The 25,602-nt window shown below is 67.9% G+C and carries 17 protein-coding genes and 2 pseudogenes; 5 read left to right on the top strand and 14 right to left on the bottom strand.

Translation table 11 applies throughout. The annotated features are described in order from the left end of the window. Positions 1-10: 10 nt before the first annotated feature. The 5 genes from AC1VNX_RS26380 to AC1VNX_RS26400 all read right to left on the bottom strand — a co-directional run bounded on the left by AC1VNX_RS26380 (position 11) and on the right by AC1VNX_RS26400 (position 4,350). Positions 11-1,195, bottom strand: a complete 1,185-nt coding sequence (locus tag AC1VNX_RS26380) for an FAD-dependent monooxygenase (RefSeq protein WP_483160557.1) — start codon at positions 1,193-1,195, stop codon at positions 11-13. Positions 1,196-1,200: 5 nt separating this feature from the next. Continuing rightward, positions 1,201-1,488: a DUF6587 family protein gene (locus AC1VNX_RS26385; protein WP_301506744.1), complete on the bottom strand. Its 288-nt coding sequence runs from the start codon at positions 1,486-1,488 to the stop codon at positions 1,201-1,203. Positions 1,489-1,522: 34 nt separating this feature from the next. After that, positions 1,523-3,418, bottom strand: a complete 1,896-nt coding sequence (feoB, locus tag AC1VNX_RS26390; RefSeq protein ID WP_483160558.1) for a ferrous iron transporter B — start codon at positions 3,416-3,418, stop codon at positions 1,523-1,525. Next, positions 3,411-3,713 carry a FeoA family protein gene (locus tag AC1VNX_RS26395; RefSeq protein WP_483160559.1) on the bottom strand — a complete coding sequence of 101 codons (303 nt, stop codon included), beginning with the start codon at positions 3,711-3,713 and terminating at the stop codon, positions 3,411-3,413. The genes feoB and AC1VNX_RS26395 overlap by 8 nt, the downstream gene beginning before the upstream one ends. Positions 3,714-3,843: 130 nt before the next feature. Then, positions 3,844-4,350: a metallophosphoesterase family protein gene (locus AC1VNX_RS26400; protein ID WP_483160560.1), complete on the bottom strand. Its 507-nt coding sequence runs from the start codon at positions 4,348-4,350 to the stop codon at positions 3,844-3,846. A gap of 81 nt (positions 4,351-4,431) precedes the next feature. On the opposite strand from AC1VNX_RS26400, the gene AC1VNX_RS26405 reads away from it, so the two are divergent. Beyond that, a complete protein-coding gene (locus AC1VNX_RS26405; protein ID WP_483160561.1) occupies positions 4,432-5,895 on the top strand; it encodes a C13 family peptidase in 1,464 nt (487 codons plus the stop codon). Between the two features lie 50 nt (positions 5,896-5,945). Here AC1VNX_RS26405 and AC1VNX_RS26410 read toward each other — a convergent pair whose 3' ends face one another. Together AC1VNX_RS26410 and AC1VNX_RS26415 are read right to left on the bottom strand one after the other, a co-directional pair. Beyond that, complete coding sequence (locus tag AC1VNX_RS26410) at positions 5,946-8,813, bottom strand: aconitate hydratase (RefSeq protein ID WP_483160562.1); 2,868 nt, start codon at positions 8,811-8,813, stop codon at positions 5,946-5,948. 191 nt (positions 8,814-9,004) lie between these two features. Next, on the bottom strand, positions 9,005-9,418 hold the full coding sequence (locus tag AC1VNX_RS26415; protein WP_483160563.1) for a hypothetical protein: 414 nt from the start codon (positions 9,416-9,418) through the stop codon (positions 9,005-9,007). Between the two features lie 137 nt (positions 9,419-9,555). Here AC1VNX_RS26415 and AC1VNX_RS26420 point away from each other — a divergent pair, with 137 nt between their 5' ends. Further along, positions 9,556-10,407 carry a helix-turn-helix domain-containing protein gene (locus AC1VNX_RS26420; protein WP_483160564.1) on the top strand — a complete coding sequence of 284 codons (852 nt, stop codon included), beginning with the start codon at positions 9,556-9,558 and terminating at the stop codon, positions 10,405-10,407. Here the strand turns inward: AC1VNX_RS26420 and AC1VNX_RS26425 are convergent. The 6 genes and pseudogenes from AC1VNX_RS26425 to AC1VNX_RS26450 form a co-directional block, all read right to left on the bottom strand. Continuing rightward, complete coding sequence (locus AC1VNX_RS26425; RefSeq protein ID WP_483160565.1) at positions 10,307-12,571, bottom strand: acyl-CoA dehydrogenase; 2,265 nt, start codon at positions 12,569-12,571, stop codon at positions 10,307-10,309. The genes AC1VNX_RS26420 and AC1VNX_RS26425 overlap by 101 nt on opposite strands. Before the next feature lie 125 nt (positions 12,572-12,696). Next, positions 12,697-13,308 carry a hypothetical protein gene (locus AC1VNX_RS26430; protein ID WP_301506762.1) on the bottom strand — a complete coding sequence of 204 codons (612 nt, stop codon included), beginning with the start codon at positions 13,306-13,308 and terminating at the stop codon, positions 12,697-12,699. A gap of 8 nt (positions 13,309-13,316) precedes the next feature. Next, positions 13,317-14,441 carry a DUF2827 domain-containing protein gene (locus tag AC1VNX_RS26435; RefSeq protein WP_483160566.1) on the bottom strand — a complete coding sequence of 375 codons (1,125 nt, stop codon included), beginning with the start codon at positions 14,439-14,441 and terminating at the stop codon, positions 13,317-13,319. Next, on the bottom strand, positions 14,438-15,598 hold the full coding sequence (locus AC1VNX_RS26440; RefSeq protein ID WP_483160567.1) for a DUF2827 domain-containing protein: 1,161 nt from the start codon (positions 15,596-15,598) through the stop codon (positions 14,438-14,440). Before AC1VNX_RS26440 ends, AC1VNX_RS26435 begins: the two co-directional genes overlap by 4 nt. A 91-nt stretch (positions 15,599-15,689) precedes the next feature. Next, positions 15,690-16,883, bottom strand: a complete 1,194-nt coding sequence (locus AC1VNX_RS26445; protein WP_483162019.1) for a YadA-like family protein — start codon at positions 16,881-16,883, stop codon at positions 15,690-15,692. 1,791 nt (positions 16,884-18,674) lie between these two features. Beyond that, a pseudogene (locus AC1VNX_RS26450) lies at positions 18,675-18,899 on the bottom strand (hypothetical protein); the annotation flags it as partial. On the opposite strand from AC1VNX_RS26450, the gene AC1VNX_RS26455 reads away from it, so the two are divergent. Continuing rightward, positions 18,835-18,972, top strand: coding sequence for a hypothetical protein (locus AC1VNX_RS26455; RefSeq protein ID WP_483162068.1), 138 nt, complete (start codon positions 18,835-18,837; stop codon positions 18,970-18,972). The pseudogene AC1VNX_RS26450 and the gene AC1VNX_RS26455 sit on opposite strands and share 65 nt — an antisense overlap. 1,415 nt (positions 18,973-20,387) lie before the next feature. Here AC1VNX_RS26455 and AC1VNX_RS26460 read toward each other — a convergent pair. After that, positions 20,388-23,060, bottom strand: a pseudogene (locus tag AC1VNX_RS26460) (ESPR-type extended signal peptide-containing protein); the annotation flags it as partial. A gap of 490 nt (positions 23,061-23,550) precedes the next feature. On the opposite strand from AC1VNX_RS26460, the gene AC1VNX_RS26465 reads away from it, so the two are divergent. Together AC1VNX_RS26465 and AC1VNX_RS26470 are read left to right on the top strand one after the other, a co-directional pair. Beyond that, positions 23,551-24,687, top strand: coding sequence for a DUF2827 domain-containing protein (locus tag AC1VNX_RS26465; RefSeq protein WP_483160568.1), 1,137 nt, complete (start codon positions 23,551-23,553; stop codon positions 24,685-24,687). 40 nt (positions 24,688-24,727) lie between these two features. Continuing rightward, positions 24,728-25,588, top strand: a complete 861-nt coding sequence (locus AC1VNX_RS26470; protein ID WP_483160569.1) for a hypothetical protein — start codon at positions 24,728-24,730, stop codon at positions 25,586-25,588. The last annotated feature ends 14 nt before the right edge of the window (positions 25,589-25,602 follow it).

The following is a 25,602-nucleotide window of genomic DNA, read 5'->3' on the forward strand; positions in this document are numbered from 1 at the left end:
GACAGGCATCTCAGCCGCCGTACAGCCAGGGTTGGTCCAGCAGCTTCGCGCCGAGCAGGCGCATCGCCATGTCGCGGCCCAGCCGCACCGGTCCGGTGGCGTGGAAGATCTCGCCGTTGCGGCGCGCGCGTGCCTGCACCTGCGCGTTGCGCGCCCAGCGTGCCTCGGCGTAGCGGGCGAAGGCGGCGGGCACGTCGGCCGCATCCGCATCGGCCATCGCATCGGCCAGCGCCACCGCGTCCTCGATGGCCATGCCCGCGCCCTGCGCGAGGTACGGCACCATCGGATGCGCCGCGTCGCCCACCAGCGCGACGCGTTCGTGCGCCATGTCGGCCGGGCCGGTCATCGGGGCGCGGTCGCCCAGCGACCATGCGCGCCAGGCGGGCATGGCATCGAGCAGCGACTGCAGGCTGGCGCAGCTGCGGCCCATGGCCTGCTTCAGGGCGGTGATGCTGGTGGATTGGTCCCAGTCGCGCGCGTCGCCGGCGGGGGCCGATTCGGCGATCACGACCACGTTGAGCCACTCGCCTCCGCGTACCGGGTATGCCACCGCATGCAGGCGCGGACCAAGCCACACGTCGACCCGGCCACGTCGCAATGCCGCAGGCAGGATCGACTGCTCGATCAGTGCGCGCCAGGCCGTGTGGCCGGTGACGCGCGGCGGCTGCGCCGCGCAGGCGCTGTCGAGCTGCCGCCGCACCATGCTCCAGAGGCCGTCGGCCCCGACGACGGCTTCGCCTTCCCAGGCGCGCGCATCGGTGCTCGACAGGCAGACGAGGTCGTCGCTGGTCTCGACCTGCCGGATCTGCGCGCCGGTCACCAGCGCACCGGTGCCGCGCGTGCGCACGGCTTCGAGCAGCAGGCCGTGCAGATCGGCGCGATGAACGCAGAAGTAGGGAGCGCCGTATCGCTGCTGCATGGCGTCGCCGAGCGGCATGCGGGCCAGCTCGGAGCCGCTTTCGGCGCTGTGAACCACCAGCGCCTCGGGCCGCGCCGCGATGGCCGCGAGCCCGGTGCCCAGGTCGAGTTTCTGAAGACGCCGCGTGGCGTTGGGCCCCAGCTGTACGCCGGCGCCGATTTCACCGAAGGCCAGAGCCTGTTCGAAAACGTCGGCCCGATGCCGACCTTGTGCGAGTGCCAGCGCGGTGGCCAGCCCCCCGATGCCGCCCCCGGCGACGAGGATGTGCGCGGGCATCAGTCTCAGCGGCCGTGCATGGACGGGCTGCTGGCGACCTGTTCGGCTTCCGGTTGTTTAAGGGGTGCCTTGGGAGCGCAGCTGCCGCAGCTGTCGCACGAGCCGCAGCCCGAGGTCTTGGCCAGAGAGGCCGCCAGCTCCTTGGCGCGTTCTTCGTCGACCAGGCCCGCGCGGTGCGTGCCGGCCGCGAGCTTCTGCGCCGCGCCTCGGCGCCATCCTGCGGGCATCCAGCGCCAGACCGCGTAGAACGCGGCGGCCGCGACGATCAATCCGACGATCAGTTGCTGTGCCATTTCTTCTTCAAACCTTTCAGCGTCAGCGGCGGTTTTACCCTGCCCCGAGTGCCACCGCAACGTGGTAGGTCACGAAGCAGGCCATGTAGGCCAGCGCGAAGAGGTAGCCCGCCATGATCCAGACGTACTTCCACGAGCCGGTCTCGCGCTTCACGGCCGCCAGCGTCGAGATGCACTGCGGCGCGAACACGTACCACACCAGCAGCGACAGCGCGGTGGCCAGCGTCCAGCTGCCGGCGATGAGCGGCTCCAGCGCGCCCGCCACGTCGTCTCCGGTGGCCGACAGCGCATACACCGTGCCCAGCGCGCCCACGGCCACCTCGCGCGCCGCCATGCCCGGCACCAGCGCGATCGAGATCTGCCAGTTGAAGCCGATGGGCGCGAAGATGTGCTCCAGCCCGCGGCCGATCATGCCGGCCAGGCTGTACTGGATGGCCGGGCCGGTCGCGCCTTCGGGCGGCGACGGGAAGGTCGAGAGGAACCACAGCAGGATCGTCAGCGTCAGGATGATCGTGCCCACGCGCTGGATGAATATCCACGCGCGCTCGTACAGGCCCAGCGCCAGATTGCGCAGGTTGGGCCAGCGGTAGGCCGGCAGTTCCATCAGCAGCGGCGAGTGCTGCGTGCTGTCGCGGAAACGCTTCATGACCCAGGCCACGGCCATGGCCGAGACGATGCCGAACACGTACAGCGCGAACAGCACCACGCCCTGCAGGTTGAAGACGCCGCCCACGGTGCGCGCCGGAATGAAGGCCGCGATGAGCAGCGCATACACCGGCAGCCGCGCCGAGCAGGTCATGAGCGGCGCGATCATGATGGTCGTGATGCGGTCGCGCCAGTTGCTGATGGTGCGCGTGGCCATCACGCCCGGAATGGCGCAGGCGAAGCTCGACAGCAGCGGAATGAAGGAGCGGCCCGACAGCCCCACGGTGCCCATCACGCGGTCGAGCAGGAAGGCCGCGCGCGGCAGGTAGCCGGAGTCTTCCAGCGCGAGGATGAAGAGGAAAAGAATCAGGATCTGCGGCAGGAACACGATCACGCCGCCCACGCCCGCGATCACGCCGTCGACCAGCAGGCTCTGCAGCATGCCCTCGGGCATGTAGGTCTTGAGCAGGTTGCCCAGCCCCTCGGTACCGGCCTTGATGGCATCCATCGGCACGTTGGCCCAGCTGAACACCGCCTGGAACATCAGGAACATGGTGACGGCCAGCACCAGCATGCCCCACACAGGGTGCAGCACCACGCGGTCGATGCGGTCGCTGGTGGCGAGGCTGCCGACCGGCTCCTTCACCGCGAGGCCAAGAATGCGGCGCACCTCGCGCTGCGTGGCAAGCACGTCGTCCAGGCCCGGCGCCTTCCAGGGCTGCGGCGTGGCGGCGGCCACGGGGGTGTCCAAGGCTTCGAGCAGGCCCTGCGCGCCGCCGGAGCTCACGCCGACAGTCTCGACGACGGGCACGCCCAGTTCGCGCGAAAGCACCGCGGTGTCGACCACGATGCCCTGCTTCTTCGCCATATCGGTCATGTTGAGCGCCACCACCATCGGCAGGCCGAGCCGCCGTGCTTCGAGCACCAGCCGCAGGTTCAGGCGCAGGTTGGTGGCGTCGGTGACGCACACCAGCAGGTCAGGCAGGGCTTCCTTGCTCTGGCCGGTGACGATGTCGCGCGTGACGGCCTCGTCGGCGCTCAGCGCATTCAGGCTGTAGGCGCCCGGCAGGTCGAGCACGAAGACGCGGCGGCCCGAGGGCGTGCGCAGCGAGCCCTCTTTGCGCTCGACGGTCACGCCCGCGTAGTTGGCCACCTTCTGGCGGCTACCGGTGAGCAGGTTGAAGAGCGCGGTCTTGCCGCAGTTGGGGTTGCCCAGCAGCGCGATGCGCCCCGGCTGGGCAGTAGGTGCGAGGCGGCCCGGGCCCTGGATGACGGCTTCAACCATGGTTGGCGGCTCCCGGCGTGACGTGGATCAGCGCGGCCTCGTGGCGGCGCAGCGCGAAGGTGGTGTGCCCCAGGCGCACCGCCAGCGGCTCGCGCCCCGGAATGCCGCTGGCGACGATGCGCACCGCCTCGCCCGGCACGAAGCCGATTTCGGTCAGGCGCAGCACGAGTTCCCGATCGTCGGCGTTGTCGGGGCGCGCCACCTCGAGTACGGTGGCCCACTGGTTGTTCGGAAGCTGGTCGAGGCGCAGGGCGACGGCTGTGGTCGGCGCTGCGCCGAAATCGTTGGTTCGCACGGTGAGAGGACGCCCGGGATATCGGGCGCGCCGGTAAGCAAAACCTAGATGCTAGCAATTCTCACTCACAAATACCTGACCAACCCCTCGAAATCAGGCTCTATCGGCCCAGAAACACCAAGAAACCGGCTCAAGGCCGGGTCTCAGGCGCCTCCCCGGTAGAGGGAAGACCACCCTGCGGGTCGATCGAGACGACGCGCGCAGTTACTGACGCACCGTCGACAACGAGTTCGGCGACGGAAATCGGCAGCTTGAACCGTCGCGGGCCCGCACTGCCCGGATTGACATAGAGCACTCCATCGCGCTCTTCGACTTTCGGCTTGTGCGAATGGCCCGAGACGACCACGCGCACGCCGGCCGCGGATGGGTCGATGTCGAGCTGCGCAAGATCGTGAATGGCATAGAGGCGCACGCTGCCGAACTTCACAAGTTCGGTTTCCGCGATGGCATCTGCCCAGGGTTCGCGGTCGTTGTTGCCTCGCACGACCGTCAACGGCGCGATGGCCGCGAGCGCTTCGAGGATGCCGGCGTTGCCGATGTCACCGCCGTGCACGATGAAGTCGCTGCCCTTCAAGAAGGAAACAGCCTCGGGCCGCAGGAGCCCGTGCGTGTCGGAGATCAGACCGATGCGAAGCATGGGCAGGAGAAGAAAGTTATTAAGGCAAACCCGGGGCGACAGCCGGCAGGAAGCACGGCCCCCAAGGGCATGATCGACGGCATGCCCGAAGACATCATCGCACCGCAGCAGCCTCCCGAGAACACCGAAGGAGCATCCGCTTCGCCTCCGCCCACGCAGGACACTCCGCCGCGCGCAAGCCTGTGGCGCTGGATCGCCGGCGGCCTGCGCGCCTCGCTGCTGCTGCAGCCGCGCGTCGACGCACGGCCCGTGCCCTGGCAGTTGCTGCTGCTCGTGCTGCTGCCCGAGTTCGTCTGGATCGGACTCTCGCGGCTCGAGATCGCCGGCCCCGCCACGCTGTATGCCAGCGTCGGCCTCAACACGCTCTGGGTGATGGCAGTGCTCGCCTGGCTGGGCTGGTTCGCGCTCTCCGGCCGGGCGCAGGGCGGCGGTCTGGCGCGCTGGTTCGCACTGGCCACCTGGACGATGTTCCCGGCCAACCTGGCGCTCTCGCTGCTGGCACTGGGCTACACGCGCGGCTGGCTGCCGGCCCCGATTTCGGGCTCGCCCGGCTACTGGATCGCCTTCGGGCTCGGGTGCGCCTGGATGATCGTCGCGCTGGTTCGCTTCACCGCGCGCGAAGCTGGCGCGCGCTGGCGGCTCGCGCTCTTCGCGCCCGCCTTCGTGGCCCTGCTGGCGCTGACCTTCTGGCAGTCGCTCTACACGCAGGAGCGCATGTGGCTGCCCGATGCCAGCGCGTCCGCCGAGCCCGAGCGCCCGAGGATGCAGCTCACGCAGGAACTCTTCGAGCAGCAGCAGGCACTGTGGGAGCACACGGTCGAGGCACTGCCCGCCGGCAAGCCGGGGCAGACCAACGTCTTCGGGCTGGTGTTCGCGCCCTATGCCGCCGAAGACGTATTCCTGCGCGAAAGCAACATGGTCACCCAGGTGCTGGAGGAACGCTTCGACGCCAAGGGCCGCGTGATCCACCTGCTGAACAACCCGGCCACCGCCGAGACGCTGCCCTGGGCCACCCCGCTCAACCTGCGCCGCGCCATCGCCGCGCTGGCCGCGCGCATGGACCGCGAGAACGACGTGCTGGTGGTCTACCTCACCTCGCACGGCGCACGCGACCACCGGCTGGCCGCCGCGCACTGGCCGCTCACCGTGCCCTGGCTCACGCCGGAAGAGCTGCGCGAGGAGCTCGACGGCGCCGGCATCCGCCATCGCGTGGTGGCGGTTTCGGCCTGCTACTCGGGTGGCTGGATCGAACCGCTGGCCAGCGAGGACACGCTGGTGATGACGGCCGCCGACGCCACGCACACCTCGTACGGATGCGGCCGCCTGTCGGAGCTGACCTTCTTCGGCCGCGCGATGTTCGACGAGGAACTGCGCAAGACGCGCTCCTTCGAAACCGCCTTCGCCGCGGCCGTGCCGGTGATCAGGCAGCGCGAGATCGACGGCGGCAAGGACGACGGCTTCTCGAACCCGCAGATCAGCATGGGCGAGAAGATCCGCCCCGTGCTCGAGCGCCTTGCGCAGCGGCTCGACGCCGCCGGCAAGTAGGCCCGGAGGCCCGGAGGCCCGCTCCAGCTATCGGCCGCTGACGCTCAACCTCAACCGGCCAGCAGCTGCCGCAGCACGAACGGCAGGATGCCGCCGTGCTTGTAATAGTCGACCTCGATCGGCGTGTCGATGCGCAGGCGCACCGTCACCTCCTGGTGCGAGCCGTCGGCGCGGTGCACCACCAGCTTCACGTCCATCTGCGGCTTCAACTCGCTGCCGATCACCACGTCGATCTGCTCGTCGCCGGTGAGGCCCAGCGTCTGCCATGAATCGGCGCCGCGGAATTGCAGCGGCAGCACGCCCATGCCGACCAGGTTGGCGCGGTGGATGCGCTCGAAGCTGCGCGCCACCACGGCCTTGATGCCCAGCAGCTGCGTGCCCTTGGCGGCCCAGTCGCGCGACGAGCCGGTGCCGTATTCCTCGCCGCCGAACACCACCGTCGGCACGCCTTGCTCCATGTACTTCATGGCGGCGTCGTAGATGAACATCTTCTGGTTGCCCGGCTGGAACAGCGTGACGCCGCCCTCTTCCTGCGTGCCGTTGGCGTCCGGCGGAATCATCAGGTTCTTGATGCGCACGTTGGCGAAGGTGCCGCGCATCATCACGTCGTGGTTGCCGCGGCGCGAGCCATAACTGTTGAAGTCGGCCTTGGACACGCCGTGCGCCTTCAGCCAGATGCCCGCGGGCGAGCTTTCCTTGATGGAGCCGGCCGGCGAAATGTGGTCGGTGGTGATCGAATCGCCGAAGAGCGCCATGATGCGCGCGCCCTTGAAACCGGCGTCCGCAGCGTGCGGCTTCATCTTGAAGCCCTCGAAGAACGGCGGCTCGGCGATGTAGGTCGACTTCGGCCAGTCGTACACCTGCCCGTTGGTGCCCTTGATGCTGCTCCAGAACTTGCCCGGATCGGTCTTGACCTTGTCGTAGTTCGCACGGAACGACTTGGCGTTCATCGCATAGCGCAGGTTCTGGTCGATCTCCTTCGGCGTGGGCCAGATGTCGCCGAGGTACACGTCCTTGCCGCCCTTGCCCTTGCCCACGGGCTGGGTCATCAGGTCGGTCATCACGTTGCCGGCGATGGCGAAGGCCACCACCAGCGGCGGCGAGGCCAGGAAGTTGGCCTTCAGGTTCGGATGGATGCGCGCCTCGAAGTTGCGGTTGCCCGAGAGCACGGCCGCGCCGATCAGGTCGTTCTTGGTGATGGCCTCGTTGATCTCCGGCGTGAGGTCGCCGGCGTTGCCGATGCAGGTGGTGCAGCCGTAGCCGGCGAGGTAGAAGCCCAGCTTCTCGAGGTATGGCAGCAGGCCGGCCTTCTCCAGGTACTCGGTGACGATGCGCGAGCCCGGGGCCAGCGAGGTCTTCACGTGCGGCTTGACCGTGAGGCCGGCTTCCACCGCCTTCTTCGCCAGCAGGCCTGCCGCCAGCATCACGCTCGGATTGGAGGTGTTGGTGCACGAGGTGATGGCGGCGATCAGCACGTCGCCGTTGCCGATGGTGACTTCGCCCTTGGGCGCCGAAGGCGCGGTGGCGCTCACGTGCGCGGCCGCCTTGGTCGAGCGGTTGGCCACCATCTCGACCACGTCCAGCGGCGCGCCCGCGGGCGGCGCGGCGGCTTCATCGTCGCCGGTCTTGCCGGCCGCGACCAGCGGATAGCGCAGCTTGAGCTTGTCGGCCGGCTGGTTGAAGCCGTTGGCGTCGTTGGGCTTGCTGTAGAGCTCCGAGAACTTGGTGGAAAGATCGCCGAGGTTGATGCGGTCCTGCGGGCGCTTCGGGCCGGCCAGGCTGGGCGACACGGTGCCGAGGTCGAGCTTGACGACCTTGGTGTAGTCGATGTCGCCGGGGTTGGGCATGCCGAACAGGCCCTGCGCCTTGTAGTAGGCCTCGAAGCGCTCGACCTCTTCCTTGGTGCGGCCGGTGCCCTCGAAGTACGCCACCGTCATCTCGTCGACCGGGAAGAAGCCCATGGTCGCGCCGTACTCGGGCGCCATGTTGCCGATGGTCGCGCGGTCGGGCACCGCGATGGAAGCGGCGCCAGGGCCGAAGAACTCGACGAACTTGCCCACCACCTTCTCGGCGCGCAGGATGGACGTGACGTACAGCACCAGGTCGGTCGCGGTGACGCCTTCGCGCAGCTGGCCGGTGAGCTCGAAGCCCACCACGTCGGGCGTGAGCATGTAGACCGGCTGGCCCAGCATGGCCGCCTCGGCCTCGATGCCGCCCACGCCCCAGCCGACCACGCCGATGCCGTTGATCATGGTGGTGTGGCTGTCGGTGCCGACCAGCGAGTCGGGGTAATACGTTGGTTTGTCGCCCTTGTCGTTCGGGCTCTTGTAGACGCCGCGCGCGAAGTATTCGAGGTTGACCTGGTGCACGATGCCGAAACCCGGCGGCACCACGCGGAAGGTGTCGAAGGCCTGCATGCCCCACTTCATGAACTGGTAGCGCTCGTTGTTGCGCTGGAATTCCAGCTTCATGTTCAGGTCGAGCGCCTTGGGCGTGCCGTAGTAGTCGACCATCACCGAGTGGTCGACCACCAGGTCGACTGGCACCAGCGGCTCGATGGTCTTGGGCGACTTGCCCAGCTTGGCGGCCACGCTGCGCATGGCGGCCAGGTCGGCCAGCAGCGGCACGCCGGTGAAGTCCTGCAGCACCACACGGGTGACGACGAAGGGAATTTCGTCGACGCGCTCGGCATTCGGCGCCCAGTGGGCCAGCTCTTCGACGTGCTTGGCCGTGACTTTCTGCCCATCGCAATTGCGCAGCACCGATTCGAGCACGATGCGGATGGAGACGGGCAGGCGGTCGACGGAGGGGTATTGCTTGGCCAGCTCCTTCAGCGACCAGTATTTGCCGGACTTGCCCGACGGGGTCTTGAAGGTCTTGAGGGTGGACGCAAAGGCATGCGCCGGGGCTTTGGCCATGGAGAGACTCCTGTTTGTTCGTGGAAGCCTCTCAAGGATAGCTGGGATGAATGTCAACCGTTGTAGTCGGGAAACTTGGCCCGCCCCCGGGCTTCGCGCACTTCGTGTCGCTTCGCCCCCCCGACCGGGGGCAACACCTGAGGCCCGGCGGAGCCGGATCCTCGGTGTTTCTCGAACAGAACACGGGTCTTTCAGGCCATGACCATGTTCGCGCCACCCCGGCTGCGGCGCAGTCCAGTCCACTGCAGCTCGGCCAGCACGATCACGCACACGGCCTGCGCCAGCACCCAGGCCACCCCCACGGCGGTGACCGGGAAGATGCCGCTCACCAGCAGCGAGATGCAGGCCACGGCCCAGCCGAGGTTGCCGGCGATGACGAGCCCGATCAGCGTGCGCGGCGGCGTGCCGCGGCTGGCCATGAAGGCCGCCATGGCCGCGTAAGCCAAAAGGAACACACCGGTACCCATGAGCAGCGGCGCCGGCAGCCCGGTCAGCCCGGCGAGCGCGCCGGTGAACGCCACCTGCAGCGCGCCGGTGGCGGCGCAGGAGGCTGCGTCGGCCCACATCACGTTGGGCAGGAAGCGGGGGGATGCGAAGACGGACATGGAATCTCTCCTTGGTGGTTGACTACGCCGCAAGCCAGTCCTGCCGCGTTGGGGTCGATGATTCCGGCCCGGCTGCACCGGGTCGATGACCTGGGAGGTCATGGCGCCGCGCCACCGCCGCGCCAGAATGCAGGCCCATGAACACCTCCCGCTCCCACACGACCAAGGCCAGCCAGCCCGGCGCGCGCGATCCGTTCGGCGCGCACCTGCGGCACTGGCGCACCCACCGCCGCCTGAGCCAGCTCGACCTGGCGCAGGAGGCCGAGGTCTCGACCCGCCACCTGAGCTACGTCGAAACCGGCCGCGCCGCGCCCAGCCGCGAAATGGTGCTGCGCCTGGCCGAGCGGCTGGAAGTGCCGCTGCGCGAGCGCAACGCGCTGCTGGTGGCCGCCGGCTTCGCGCCGATGTACAGGCAGCGCTCGCTCGACGACCCCGCGATGGCCGCCGCGCGCCGCGCTGTCGACCTGGTACTGAAAGGCCACGAGCCCTTTCCGGCGCTGGCGGTGGACCGCCACTGGAACCTGGTCGCGCACAACGCGCTGGTGCCGCTGCTGATGGAAGGCGCCTCGCCCGAGTTGCTGAAGCCGCCGATCAACGTGCTGCGCCTGAGCCTGCACCCCGAGGGCGTGGCGCCGCGCATCGCCAACCTCTCGCAATGGCGCGTGCATCTGCTGGAGCGCCTGCAGCAGCAGATCGCCGCGACGGGCGACGCGGTGCTGCAGTCATTGCATGACGAACTCGAAGCCTATCCCGCGCCCGCGGTGAGCCATGACGCGCCCGTCATCGACACCGCGCTGTCTGCGGTGGCCGTGCCCTTCCAGGTGGTGATGCCCAGCGGCGTGCTGAGCTTCCTCAGCACCATCACGATCTTCGGCACGCCGGTTGACGTCACGCTGCAGGAACTCGCGGTGGAGTCGTTCTTTCCGGCGGACGAGCAGACGGCGGCTGCGCTGACGGCGCTGGCGGCGCAACAGCAGCAGGCGGGCTGAAGTCCGCCCTGCCCTGCGCATCGCGCGGCGGGCCTTCGAAATCGTCCACCTGGATGACCTTGTCGGCCGCCTTCAGATAAGCCAGCGCCAGCCCGGGGTCGGGCGCCGAGCGCGCCGCCTCTTCCAGCGAGTTCGTGCGGCGCAGCACCTTGTTGAGCGCGGCCGTGCCGTCGCCGAGCTTCGCGCCCAGTTCCATCGCATGCATCAGGTCGAGCAGGCCGCCCGCGGCGGGCTCGCTCAGGTCGGGCGCCAGCCGCTCGACGATGCGCCGGTCCTTGCGCAACAGCTCAGCCAGTTCGAGCAGTTGCACGTCACGCAACGGCGCCAGGTGCGCGGTGCGGCGCAGCACCATTGCGCCGATCACGCGCCGCCCCGGCGCCGGCAGGTTCGCGTAGAGGTCGCGCAGGATGCTGCCGGCCTCATCGATCTGCAGCCGGATCGCCGCCTTCGCGAAGGGCAGCATCTCCGGTGCCCGCTCCACGCCGTAGCGCCACACGCAGGCGCTGGCCAGATAGAGATGCGCGAGCACGTCGCCCAGGCGCGCCGAGAGCAGCTCCATGCGCTTGAGCTTGCCGCCGAGCATGCCCATCGCGAGGTCGGCCGTGAGCGCGTACTTGGCGCTCATGCGCGCGATGAGCCGGGCCTCGTGCATCAGGTCGTCGGGCGGCGAGCCGAGCACCGGCGCGCCGAACAGGCTGCGCCACAGGTTCACCGCCACGTGCCTGCCGTGCGCCATCAGCGCCTTGCCGAGCGCGGTCTCGTCCTTCGCCTGCACGGCCGCCATCTCGTCGAGCACATGCGGATGGCATCGCACCGCGCCCTGCCCGAACACGATCAGCGCGCGGGTGAGGATGTTCGCGCCCTCCACCGTGATCGCGATGGGTGCCTGCCGGTAAGCCACGCCCAGCAGGTTCGAAGGGCCCGAGATGATGCCCTTGCCGCCGAGGATGTCCATGCCGTGGTTCACCGCGCGCCGGCCCGCTTCCGTCAGCTGCACCTTGAGGATCGCGCTCGCCACGCTGGGCCGCTCGCCCTTGTCGAGCGCGGCGGCCGTGAAGCGGCGTGCCGCGTCGCTCGCATACAGCTCGGCCGACATCTGCGCGACCAGCCCCGCAACCGCGTGAAACTTGCCCACCGGCATGCCGAACTGCTCGCGGATCTGGCCGTAGCCGTTGGCCACGTACAGCGCGGTCTGCTGCATCGCCGAGCCCAGCGCAGGCAGCGATATCGCGCGGCCCGCCGCCAGGCATTCCATCAGCATGCGCCAGCCCTGTCCGACCTGCTGCTCGCCGCCGATGATCCAGTCCATCGGCACGAACACCTTCCGGCCGTGGATCGGGCCGTTCATGAAGGCGCTGTCCATCGGCCGGTGGCGGCGGCCGATGTCCATGCCCGCCTGCGGCACGGGAATCAGCGCGCAGGTGATGCCCAGCTCGCGCTCGCCTTCGGGCCGGCTTTCGTCGACGGCATGGAAGGCCAGCCCGACCACGGTGGCGACCGGCGCGAGCGTGATGTAGCGCTTGTCGAAATCGACGAGGAAGCCGCGCCGCATGCGCCCGCCGATCTCGCGTTCGACCAGCACGCCGCGGTCGGGGATCGACGCGGCATCGGAGCCCGCATACGGCGAGGTCAGCCCGAAGCACGGCAGCTCGCGGCCATCGGCCAGGCGCGGCAGGTAGTGGGCCTTCTGGGTGTCGGTGCCGTAGCGCAGCAGCAGCTCGGCCGGGCCCAGCGAGTTGGGCACCATCACCGTGACGGCCGTGGCCACGTTGACTGTGGCGATGCGCGCCACCACCGTGGCGTGCGCGTGGTGGCCAAAGCCGAGGCCGCCGAACTCCTCGGGAATGATCATTCCGAAGAAGCGCTTCTCGCGCAGATAGCGCCACACCTCGGGCGGCAGGTCGCGCGCCTGGTCGATGGCGTGGTCGTCGAGCATGCGGCACAGCTCGCGTACCTCGTTGTCGAGAAAGGCCTGCTCGCGCTCGGTGAGCCGGTTCGGGCCCATGGCCGCGAGCGCGTCGAAGTCCGGCCGGCCCGCGAAGAGTTGCCCCTCGAAGCCGACGGTGCCGGCCTCCAGCGCTGCGCGCTCGGTGTCGCCCAGCGGCGGCAGCGCCTTCGAGAAGGGCTGCATGGCCCATCGGCCGATCATTGAAGCCAGTGGCATGGTGCGTGTCCTTCCTTCGGATCTGCACCATTCTTCGGGCTCGCAGCCGGCCTCGGGGGCCGGCCGAGGGCGTCCCCGCTTGTCGGAGACGGACGCCTGTTGGCTCGCGCCTGCGTACTGCCGGCTTACTTCTTCTTCGCGGGCTGGGCCGTACCGGCGGGCGCCGCGGCGGGAGCGGCCGCCGGGTCGCGCCAGCCGTATTCCACGTAGCGCCGGATGATCAGGCAGCCCGGCGGCGAATCGATCAGCGAGACGGACGAGGTCGGCTCCTTCTCGTCGGTGTAGACCGCGTAGTTGGGCAGCAGCCGGGTCATCTTGTAGGTGCCCAGTTCCTGCTGGCCGACGCTCGCGCAGGTGAAGGGCGCCACCGAGATTCGCTCGGCCGACACGGTGCAGGCGCCGCTGTCGTCGGGAATGGCGGTGATCGACGCCGCCACGCCCGCGTTCGGAAACTCCATGCCGATCAGCGAGAACATCGGGCCGGCGTCGGGGCGCTTGCGGTCCCAGTCGAGCAGCACGTCGTGGCTGCGGCTGCCCTGCACGGTGAGCGTGGAAAGCCGCGTGATCGCCGGCAGGCAGCGCTTGACGCCGACGCTGGCGGCGGCGCGCGTGAGCGTGTCCTGCGGTGCGGCGGGCGGCGCCTGAGGCACCAGCACGCCCTGGGCGAGCGCGCTGCCGGCGAAGGCCCAGGCAAGGGCGGCCAGCGGCAGACGGGGGAATCGGTGGGTCGGCTTCATCCCGGTCCTCATGCGTAAAGGTTTTCGATGGCGGCGGTGTAGATGCGCACGTTTTCCTCGCCCTCGGGGTCGAGGTTGGCGATGAAGCGGCGCGCGCGCTCGCGGTAGGCCGGCAGGTCGGCGTCGTGCTCGGCGAAGGCGCGCCGCAGGGCGAGACCGCCCTCCTCGCAGTCGAAGCCGTGATAGCGGTAGCCGCAGTCGCCGATGAGGTGCGAGTTGTGGATCAGCGGATAGCCGCCGTACAGCGCCTCGTAATAGAGATAGTTCTGCGCGTTCTCCCAGTGGTGCGCGAACACGGCGTCGATCTTGCCGGGCATCACCTGGAACATCGGAAAGCGCCCCTCGAAGGTGGCCAGGCCATGCTGCACGATGTCCAGGCTCTGCGCGAAGCCGATGAACAGCGGCTTGTCCTTGAGGTGGAAGCTGTTGTAGACCCACATCTTCTCGATGAGCCTGGGCTGCGCACGGTGCGCGGCCTCGCAGCCGAGCATGGGGATGAAGCTGGTCTTCACCATGCAGATGTTGGGCTCGAAGATGGCCACGCGCCAGCGGCTGCGCCCGGGCTCGTAGGCAAAAGGAGCACTCTGCGGCGCACGGGCCATGGCGCGCTCCAGCACCATCGGGCTCCACAGGTGCGGCATGAGGCGCACCGGCGCGCGGAAGGTGCTCTCGAAATACGGCTTGCACGACACCTCGTACTCGGGAATCGTCCACACCTCGTCGTAGGGCGCGCCCGAGATCAGCAGGCCGTGCGGCTTGTCGAAGATCATGCGCTCGATGTCGATCACGTAGTCGTTGCCCACGCGCATCGAGACGATCTTGCCGCCGCGCTCGCGGAATGCCACCGACCACGGCACGGCGAGCTGGGCGCTCATCTCGAACATGACGTCGAGCTGCTGCCCCGCCGTGGCCATGTCGATGATAGGCACGGGCGAGTCGGCGAGGAAGTTGGTGGCGTCCGCCGGGCCGCCGTCGCCGCCGCCGGCCACCAGCACCGCGCTTTCCACGCGCGGCGAGCGCAGCAGCAGCATGATGAGGAACAGGCAGTTCTGGTAGACGCCGTTCTCCCACAGGCTCTGCTCGCCCTTGCGGATGAAGATGGAGACGCCGACCTTCAGCTTCGCCGGCATCATGCGGCGGCCCTCGCGGCCCTCGCTGCGTCTGCGCGGAAGCCGGCATTGCCGCCCACGAGGTGCAGCAGGCGCTGCGCGTAGCCCTCGACGTTCGCGGGGTTGAGCGGGTCGACCGACTGGAACACGCGCTGCGCGCGGTCGCGGTAGTCGTCCAGCCGCAGGTCGTGGGAGCGCACGGCCTCGCGCAGTTGCGCCGCGCCGGCGGCGATGTCGAAGTCGGGGTAGTAGTAGCCCGCGTCGCGCAGCCAGGGCGAGTTGTGCACCAGCGGATAGTTGCCGTAGAGCGCGTCGAGATAGCCGTAGTTCTGGTCGTTCTGCCACTGGTGCGAGACCACCGCGTCGGCGAACTGCACCATGAAGCCCGCGAAGTCGTTGCGGCCGTGGAAGGTCGCCTTGTGCTGGCGCACGATGTCCAGCGAATTCGCCAGGTACAGCATGGTCGGGTGGTCCTTCAGGTGCAGGGTGTTGAGCACCTGCATCGAGGTCACCGTCGAAGGGTCGGCGCGGTAGGCGCCGTCGCAGATCAGCATCGGCACGCTGCAGGTCTTCACCACCGAGATGTTGGGCTCGAAGATCGCCACGCGGAAGCCCGGCTGTTCGGCGGTGCGCCGCTTGTATCCGAAGGGATAGCCCGCCGCTTCGACCTCGGCGACGCGCTGGGCCAGGAACTGCGGCGACCAGAGGTACGGCACCTCATGCACCGGGCAGCGGTGGATGGTGCGCATCATGGGCGCAAACACCTCGTCCTTGGGCAGCAGCCACACCTCGTCGCAGCGGTCGGGCTTGCTGAAGTGGCCCTTGTCGGTGAAGACGATGGGCTCGGCCAGCGCCGCGAAGGGCTGGCCCACGCAATGGAACACCACGCGGCCGCCGCATGCGCGGAAGTAGGAGAGCCATTGCACGTCGAGCGCGCCGGCCATCTCGATGACCACGTCCAGCGCGTCGGTGAGTTCGCGGGCCCGGCCGAAGCCCAGGCCCATGGCGGCCATGTCGACCTGGGGGGGCATGGCCTGCTGGTCGCCCGCATCGATGAGGGTCACGGATTCGACGAAGTCGATGCGTTGCAGCAGCCGGGCCAGGAACAGGACGTTCTGCCCCATTCCGTTCTCCCAGATGTTCTGCCCCGCATGGGTAAGGACTGAAATACCTATGCGCATGAGGCGGAGTGTGTACCAAAAAGAACGGCTCCCACGCCGTGAAGCGAGGGAGCCGCCCGTTCGAGGGCCGGTTCGGCGGCCTTTCAGTGCCTTATTTCCACTTCCAGCCGATACCGGCGTTGATGCCCCACTCCTTGCCCGTGGTCGTCAGGCCCGCGCCCCAGGACATCTTGCCGTCGTCCGACAGCGCCTTGAAGGTCAGCGCCACCGCGCTGTAACCCTTGTAGCTGCCCAGGCCCACGCCCACCGTCTTCTCGCCCGGATACAGCGTCGGCAGGTAGGTGCCCGACATCGCGAACGCCATGGCCGTGCCCGAGTAGGCGATGCGCGCCACGTCGCCGAGCTGGCCCTGCACCTGGTTGAGCTGCTGCACGTTGACCGCGTCGCCCGGCAGAATGCCCGGCGCCACGTTGCTGATGCGCGTGCCGCCCGGCGCTTGGCCGTTGCCCAGCGTGATCTGGTTGTAGTTGACCGAGCCGTCCGGGTTGGTCGCGTACTGCACGCTGCTGGCCTTCGATGCCGCCGAGGCCGCCTTCAGCTGCGCCACGTTGGTCGCGTCGCTGTCGGCCGTGCCCGCCGCCACGCCGGTGATCTGGCGGAACTGGCCGTTGGCCGCATCGCCCACCGACACCGCTGCCTGCGTGCTGGTTGTCGCCTTGATCGCGGCCTCCTGCTGCGCCGTCGCGCCGCCCGGCACGTAGCCGGCCATGCCCGCCGCGGTGGAAGCCACCGAGCCGGAGCCCAGCGCCACGCCGCCGCTTTGCTGAACGATCGCGCCGAAGCCGATGGCCGTGCCCTTCGAGATGTTCTGCGCCTGGCTCAGCGGCGTACCGCCGGCATCCGCGTTGTCGCCCAGGGCCACGCCGCCGCCGCCCGCGCGGGCATTGGCGCCGATGGCCTGCGAGCCGGTGGCCAGGGCGCCCGTGCCGATGGCGATCGCGTTGGCCCCCGTGGCCTGCGCGCCGAAGCCCACCGCCACCGCGCCGTCGGCCGTCGCCTTCGCACCGTTGCCGGCGGCGAAGGAGTTGGCGCCGCTGGCCACCGACTGCGGCCCGATCGCCACGGCTTCCTGGCCGCTGGCCACCGAGTCGCCTGCCGTCGAGTTGGCGTGGAAGTACTTGGTGCCGGTGTTGTAGATGTTGTTGACCGAGGTGCTCAGGCTGTTGAGGTTGACGTTCGTCGTGCTCAGGCTCGTCGACAGGCTGCCGATGCCGCTGATCGCCGTGCTCAGGCCGGTCGAGGTGGAGGTCGAGAGGCTGTTGATGCTGCTCGTCGCCGTGCTCAATCCGCTCGACGTGGAGGTCGACAGGCTGCTGATGCTGCTGGTGGCGGTGCTCAGGCCCGTGGAGGTCGAGGTCGACAGGCTTTCGATGCTGCTCGTGGCAGTGCTCAGGCCGGTCGAGGTCGACGTGGACAGGCTCGCAAGACCGCTGCCGGCCGAGGACAGGCTGGTGGACAGGCTGTCGACGGTGCTGTTGGTCGTGCTCAGGCCGGTCGACAGGCTGTTGATGCTGCTCGTGGCAGTGCTCAGACCGGTCGACGTGGAAGTCGAGAGGCTGTTGATGTTGCTCGTCGCAGTGCTCAGGCCCGTCGAGGTCGACGTGGACAGGCTGTCGATGCTGCTCGTTGCAGTGCTCAAACCCGTGGACGTCGAGGTCGACAGACTGTTGATGCTGCTCGTAGCGGTGCTCAGACCGGTCGAAGTCGAGGTCGACAGGCTGTCGATGCTGCTCGTGGCGGTGCTCAGACCGGTCGACGTGGAAGTCGAGAGGCTGTTGATGCTGCTCGTCGCAGTACTCAGACCCGTCGAAGTCGAGGTCGACAGACTGCTGACGGTGCTGTTCGTCGTGCTCAGGCCGGTCGACAGGCTGTTGATGCCGCTCGTGGCGGTGCTCAGGCCCGTCGAGGTCGACGTGGACAGGCTGTCGATGCTGCTCGTCGCAGTGCTCAGGCCGGTCGAAGTCGAAGTAGACAGGCTGTTGATGCTGCTGGTAGCGGTGCTCAGACCGGTCGACGTGGAAGTCGACAGGCTGCTGACAGTGCTGTTGGTCGTGCTCAGGCCGGTCGACAGGCTGTTGATGCCGCTCGTCGCAGTGCTCAAACCAGTCGAGGTCGAAGTCGACAGGCTATCGATGCTGCTGGTCGCAGTGCTCAGGCCGGTCGAGGTGGAGGTCGACAGGCTGTTGATGCTGCTCGTGGCGGTGCTCAGGCCCGTCGAAGTCGAGGTCGAGAGGCTATTGATGCTGCTCGTGGCAGTGCTCAAGCCGGTCGAAGTCGAGGTCGAGAGGCTGTTGATGCTGCTCGTGGCAGTGCTCAGGCCGGTCGAAGTCGAGGTCGACAGGCTGCTGATGCTGCTGGTCGCCGTGCTCAGGCCCGTCGAAGTCGACGTGGACAGGCTATTGATGCTGCTCGTGGCCGTGCTCAAGCCGGTGGAGGTCGAAGTCGACAGACTGCTGATGCTGCTGGTTGCCGTGCTCAGGCCAGTCGACGTGGACGTGGACAGGCTGTCGATGCTGCTCGTGGCGGTACTCAGACCTGTCGAGGTCGAGGTCGACAGACTGCTGATGCTGCTCGTGGCCGTGCTCAGGCCAGTCGACGTGGAGGTCGACAGGCTGTTGATACTGCTCGTCGCGGTGCTCAGGCCCGTGGAAGTCGACGTCGACAGGCTGCTGATGCTGCTGGTAGCCGTGCTCAAGCCAGTCGAAGTCGAGGTCGACAGGCTGTTGATGCTGCTTGTCGCGGTGCTCAGGCCCGTCGAGGTCGAGGTCGACAGGCTGCCGATGCTGCTGGTGGCCGTGCTCAAACCCGTCGAGGTGGACGTGGACAGGCTATCGATGCGGCTGTTTGCCGTGCTCAGGCCGGTCGACGTGGAGGTCGACAAGCTGCTGATGCCGGTCGAAGCCGAAGTGGACAGGCTGCCGATGCTGCTGGTTGCGGTGCTCAGACCGGTCGAGGTCGAGGTCGACAAGCTGTCGATGCTGCTCGTTGCGGTGCTCAGGCCCGTCGAGGTGGAGGTCGACAGACTGCCGATGCTGCTCGTCGCAGTGCTCAAGCCGCTCGAGAGCGAAGCCGTGACGGTCTTCACCTGGGAGACGTTGACGGCGTCAGTGTCCGCGCTGCCCGGAGCCACGCCGGTGATCACGCGATTGCCGACGTTCAGTTCGCCCGACGCGTTCTGCTTGCTGGTCAGGCCGAAGGCGTCGTAGTTCGTCATCTCCGCGGCGGTGCGGCTGGCCGTGGAGTTAGCACCCAACGCCACGCTGTTGTCGCCGTTGGCGACGGCGTTCTGGCCGATGGCCACGCTGTTGGCGCCGATGGCCTGGCTGTCCGCGCCGGTGCTGTTGGCGTGGAAGTACTTCGTGCCGGTGTTGTAGATCGAACTGACCGACGAGCTCAGCGTGCTCAGGTTGCTGTTGGTCGTGCTCAGGCCGGTCGACAGGCTGCCGATGCCGCTGGTCGCCGTACTCAGGCCCGTGGAGGTCGAGGTCGACAGGCTCGCGAGGGAGCTGTTCGTGGTGCTCAGGCCAGTCGACGTGGAAGTCGACAGGCTGCTGATGCCGGTCGAGGCCGACGTGGACAGGCTGTTGATGCTGCTCGTTGCAGTGCTCAAACCCGTGGAGGTCGAAGTCGACAGGCTGCTGATCCCGGTCGACGTCGAGGTCGACAGGCTCGCAACTGAGCTGTTCGTGGTGCTCAGGCCCGTCGAGGTCGAGGTCGAGAGGCTGCTGATACCGGTCGAAGCCGAGGTCGAAAGGCTCGCAACAGAGCTGTTCGTGGTGCTCAGGCCGGTCGACGTCGAAGTCGACAAGCTGGCGACCGAGCTGTTGGTGGTACTCAGGCCCGTCGAAGTCGAGGTCGACAGGCTGCTGATGCCGGTCGAAGCCGATGTGGACAGGCTGCCGATGCTGCTGGTTGCAGTGCTCAGACCAGAGGAAGTCGAGGTCGAGAGGCTCGCAACGGAGCTGTTCGTGGTGCTCAGGCCCGTCGACGTCGAAGTCGACAGGCTGCTGATACCAGTCGAAGCCGATGTGGACAGGCTGCCGATGCTGCTGGTTGCAGTGCTCAGACCAGTGGAAGTCGAGGTCGAGAGGCTCGCAACGGAGCTGTTCGTGGTGCTCAGGCCCGTCGAAGTCGACGTCGACAGGCTGCTGATGCCAGTCGAAGCCGACGTGGACAGGCTGCCGATGCTGCTGGTTGCAGTGCTCAGACCGGTGGAAGTCGAGGTCGAGAGGCTCGCAACGGAGCTGTTCGTGGTGCTCAGGCCGGTCGAAGTCGAGGTCGACAGGCTGGCAACCGAGCTGTTCGTGGTGCTCAGCGCAGTCGAGAGGCTGCCGATGCTGCTCGCCGAGGTGCTCAGGCCTGTCGACAGGCTGCTGACGGTGCTGTTGGTCGTGCTCAGGCCAGTCGACAGGCTGTTGATGCTGCTGGTGGCGGTGCTCAGGCCAGTCGAGGCGGAAGTCGACAGGCTGCTGATGCCTGTGGAAGTGGACGTGGACAGACTGCCGATGCTGCTTGATGCGGTGCTCAGACCGGTGGAGGTCGAGGTCGACAGGCTGCCGATGCTGCTCGTTGCGGTGCTCAGGCCCGTCGAGGTGGAGGTCGACAGGCTGTTGATCCGGCTCGTTGCGGTGCTGAGCCCGGTGGAAGTCGAAGTCGACAGGCTTGCAACGGAGCTGTTCGTGGTGCTCAGGCCGGTCGACGTCGAGGTCGAGAGGCTGGACAGGCTGCTGTTGGTCGTGCTCAGCCCGGTGGAAAGGCTCCCGATGCTGCTCGCGGTGGTGCTCATGCCGGTGCTCAACTGGGCCACGGTCACGGCGTCCTGGGGGGCGGAGCCGTCGGCCACGTTCGTGACTCGACGCAGCGCGGAAGACGAGCCCACCGAGACTTCGGAAGCAGGCGCGGCGGTGCCGGTGAGGAAGCCCGTGCCGGTCGGCGCCGCCGTGCCGGTCAGGCTGCCCGCGCCGATCGCGACGCTGTTGGCGTACGTCGCATTGGCCTGCGTGCCGATGGCCACCGTGTTCGACGCGGCGCCGGTCGCGTTGGCGCCCAGTGCGATCGCGGCATCGACCACCGTCGCGCCTGGCGGCTTGACCGTCGCGCCATTGCCGATCGCGATGCTGCGGGTCGTCCGGTCATCGGTCGTGGCGTTGCCGCCGATGGCAATGCCGGCGTTCTGGGCCGCGACGCCGATCTGGTCGGCGGATGCGCCGGTACCCAGCGCGATGCTCCCGCCCCAGCTGTTCGCGTTCGTGCCGATGGCGATCGTGTTGACGTCCGTGGTGGAGCCGATCGCCGAGTTCTTGCCGATGGCGATGGAGCCGTCGGCGGCCGCACGCGCGTTGGTGCCCAGCGCGAGCGAATCGGCACCGGTGGCAATGGAAGTGACGCCGACGGCCACGGCATTGGCGGCCACTGCGTTGGCGAGATTGCCGACGGCGATGCCGCCGGTGTTGTTGGCCACGGCGGTGCGGCCGACGGCCACGCTCCTGTCGCCCACCGCGTTGGCAGCCGCGCCCAGGGCCGTCGACGAAGCGCCGGTCGCCTGCGCGAAAGTACCCACGGCGGTGCCCGAGTTCTGGTTGGCTTGCGCCGCGGCACCGGCGGCCACGCTGTTGATGCCGATGGCGTTCGCGCTGTTGCCCATGGCCAGCGAGAAATCGCCGGAGGCGTTGGAGCTCTCGCCGAAGGCCGTGCTCGAGGCGCCGGATGCCGTGCTCTTGAAGCCCACGGCGGTCGAGTTCAGGCCCTGCGCGCTCGCCGCCTGGCCATAGGCGGAGGAGCTGAGGCCGTAGGCGTTGGAGCTGATGCCGATGGCGGTGCCGAAGGTGTTGGCGCGCGCGCCCGTGCCGATGGCGACGGCATCAGAAGCGTAGGCATTCGCCGCGCTGCCGATCGCCACCGCGCCGCCGGCGGTCGCGTTGGAAGCATTGCCGAGCGCGACGGCCGCATTGCCGGTCGCGTTGTTCAGGTTGCCGAGCGCGATGGCGCCGGTTCCGTTGGCCGTGTTGTCGGCGCCCACGGTGACCGCGCCGGTGCCGGTGGAGGTGTTCGGATCGCCGATGGCAACGGCGCCGTTGCCAGTGGCCTTCTGGCCACGGCCGATCGCCACCGCGCCGCCGGCGGCGGTGCTGCTGTTCGCGGTGGTGCCGCTGGAACCGATCGCCACGTTCTGGCCCGTGGCGCCGCTGGTCACGCCATCGCCCTGGGCGATGCCGAAGGCGCCGTTCACCACGGCACCGCGGCCAAGGGCGATGCCCGAGGTGGCTGCCGCCACCACCGACGACTGGCCGCCGATGGCGATGCCGTCGGCGGCCGCCGAGTTGGCGACGCCGTTCAGGTTGCTGCCGACGGCGATCGAGCCCGTGTTCGATGCCACGGTGCCGTTGCCGGCCGCCAGCGAGTTCTTGCCGGACGCGACCGCGCCCACGCCGAAGGCCGTTGCACCGTCCTGGGAAGCGGTCGTGCCGTTGTTGCCGATCGCAAGCGTGTTCTTGCCGCTGGCGGTGGTCTGGCCGCCGACGGCGGTCGAATCCTGGCCGGTGGCCTTGGCGCTCGAGCCGAGGGCGGTGGAGTCTCCCTGCCCTGCATTCGTACCCGTGGCCTGCGCGCCCCAGCCGATCGCCAGGTTCGAGGAGCCGGTGGCTGCCGCATTGGCATTCGTGCCAATGGCAATGCCGTTGACGCCGGCCGCGTTGGCGCCGTCGCCCATCGCGATCGCGCTCACGCCGCTGACGCTGGAGCCGCGCCCGATCGACACGCCGGACGTGGCTGCGGAACTGACGAAGGCTTGGCCGCCGATGGCGATGGAATCGGTTGCGGTCGCCTGGGCTCCCTTGGTCGCGTTGCTGCCGATGGCGACGGAGCCGCTGCCGGAAGCAGTGGTCGAGTTGGCGACGCTCAAGGGCGTGGTGCCGTTGCCGCCCGCGCCACCGATGGCCACGGCATTGAGCGCAGCGGCATTGCTGCCGAAGCCCATCGCGATGCTGGATATGCCGCTCGCGGTCGATTCGAGGCCATAGGCGCTGCTCCAGGCGCCGCTCGCGTTGCTCAGGAAGCCGAAGGCGGAGGCGCCGTTCGCCCTGGCCTGTGCAAATGCACCGTACACGCTGACACCGGTCGAACCGTTGCCGGACGCGTTGCATCCAGCCACCACGGAGTAGGTGCCCGAGCCGTCCTGCGCCGGCGCACCGGTCCCCGCGCTGCCGTTGGCGGTCCCCCCGGGATTCACCCGCCCTACGGTGCCGCTCGAACCGGTCGCACAGGTGCCGTCCGTGAAGATGAGGTTGGCGTACGCCACCCCTGAGGTCCCCTGCAGCGCCGCATAAAGGGAGGCGACGGCCAGGAGACGGAACGTCGAGCGCTTCGCGCCGCTGCTGCGCTTGCCCCTCGCCGACGTGAGTTCGGACGCTGCCACCCAGGCTCCAAGGGCCTCGTTCCAGATGCTTCTGTATGACTTGTTCATTCTCTATTGGGCTCGCGGTGATCGGATGGACTGACTTCGTATCGACATGAATTGCGATGCGTCCCACGTCAGGATCCATCGCTGGAGCGCCGGTCGCGGCAGCACTCAATTACAGGAATGCTGGAATGTACGGAGTTGTTTACATTTCCAACACACCGCAGCGACTTTCAAAATCCCCTCTGATGATTTAGTTCACAAAAGTTTAAAAAAGCATCCACCTCCGAAGCCTCACAATTCCTGAAAGTGGATGGAACAGGGTTTCGGCTTGGCGCCAGAGAAGCCAGAACCAACTCGATCTGCAGCGAACTTCGTCCATCGAACGCTCTTTCAGCACTCTTCCTTGAGCATCCATAAGGCGTCCCGCTTTTTGCCAAAAAATTCACGGGCGTATTTAGAATCGTGAAATTGATCACACTGCCGCAAATCCCGGTTGGTGATTTTTTTCACACAAATACGGATATCGGCCAATTAACATTTGGGAAACAATTCAATGCTTTCAGCATCCAGGCTCCGCATTGGAATCACCATCGGCCTTCATCACGAGGCCGAAACGCTCTGGAACAACGGCATCAAGCAGAACGCCGTTTTCCTGGCGGAGGCGCTGAAGCACTGTCCGACCGTGGCGTCGGTGGTGCTTGTTAACACCACGGCCATCCCGATCACGCCGGCCCTGCCCTGGGACCAGGCGCGCTGGCCCACCGTGAACTTCGAGGCGGCCAAGGACAACGTGGACGTGCTGATCGAACTCGGGGGCCAGATCGACGCGGCGCAGACCGACTACCTGAAGCAGCGCGGCGCGCGGCTGGTGTCGTACTGCTGCGGCTTCGAGTACGTGCACGCCATGGAGGCGATGCTGTTCAGCAAGCCGCTCTGGGGACAGAACCTGTTCGTCAACCAGCGCTACGACGACATCTGGATGGTTCCGCAGGTGGCCAACATCAGCCAGCCGTACTTCGAGGTGCTGCGCCGGGCCGATGCACGCCCGGTGCCCTTCGTCTGGAGCCCGGTGTTCCTGGACGAACGCACGCGCGCGCTGCCCGATGCCGGCGTCTACCAGCCGAAGGCCGGCCCACGCCGGCTCAGCGTGATGGAGCCGAACATCAACGTGGTGAAGTTCTGCCTCTACCCGGTGCTGATCGCCGAGCTGGCCTACCGGTCGCGGCCGGAGGCCATCGCCCTGCTGCAGGTCACCAACGCCGAGCGGCTGGCGAAGGAGAACATGGAGTTCATCACGCTGATGAACCAGCTCGACCTGGTGCGCCAGCACAAGGCCGTCTTCCTGGGCCGGCACGAGACGCCCGTGTTCCTCGCGCAGAACACCGACATCGTGATCTCCCACCAGTGGGAGAACCCGCTCAACTACTTCTACCTGGAGACCTGCTGGCAGGGCTACCCGCTGGTGCACAACGCACACCTGTGCGCGGACCTGGGCTACTACTACCAGGGCAACGACGTGGCCGGCGCCAGCGCCCGTGTGATCGAGGCCATCGACACGCACGAAGCGCAGGCCGGCGCGTACCGCGAACGCCAGCGCAGCCTGATCGGCCGCTACCTCCCTGGCAACGCCGCGGCCACGGAGGTCTACGACACCCTGCTGCTCGGCCTGATGCGGCGCGCCGCCCGATAAGCTCGGCAGTCACAGCCAACGACAAGCAAACGGAACCGACATGCTCGACCCATCCGAACTCCGGCAGTTCTTCCCCGTGATCATGACGCCGAGCCACGACGGCAAGGTCTTCCTGAACTACGTCAACTCGATGCTGAACTTCACCGTGCAGGCCGAACGCGCCGGCATGCGACTGCAGGTGCTCACGCACCAGGGCGAGAGCCTGGTGACGCGCGCGCGGAACAACTGCGTGGCCCAGTTCCTGGCCAATCCGCAATGGACGCACCTGTTCTGGATCGATGCCGACATCGGCTTCTCGGCGCAGGCGGCCTTCCGCCTCCTGCTGTCGGGCTACGACGTCGCGGCGGGCGTCTATCCGCTGAAGCGGGAGAACTGGCCCGAGGGCGGCGTGGCCGCGGGCACGACGCAGCAGCAGTTCGAGTCCACCTTCACCCGCTACACGGTCAACGCCAAGGCGTCGGAAACCACCTTGCGGGTCGAACTCGAAGTGCAGCCCGACGGCTTCATGAAGATGACCGAGGCTCCGACCGGCTTCATGGTGATCAAGCGCTCGGTGTTCGAGCGGCTCATGGCGGGCTACCCCGATCTCAGCTACGTGCCCGACAGCATCGGCGAGGCCGACCTGGGCCTGCACTACCGCTTCTTCGACGTGATGGTCGATCCGCAGACGCGGCGCTACCTGTCGGAGGACTACGGCTTCTGCCGCCTGTGGACGGGGCTGGGCGAATCGATCTACATCGATGCCAATTCCAACCTGTCGCACCAGGGCGCGAAGCTGTATCGCGGCGACTTCGCCAACTCGCTGCTCAACGCACTGCCCCATGCGGTCGGCGGCCCGGCCGGCGCGGCGATGGTGCTTTCGGGCCAGGAATACCTGCAGCCCAACCAGCCGCCGCTCTGAGCCGATCATCGAGC

Source organism: Variovorax sp. TLI9-5A (assembly GCF_056867935.1).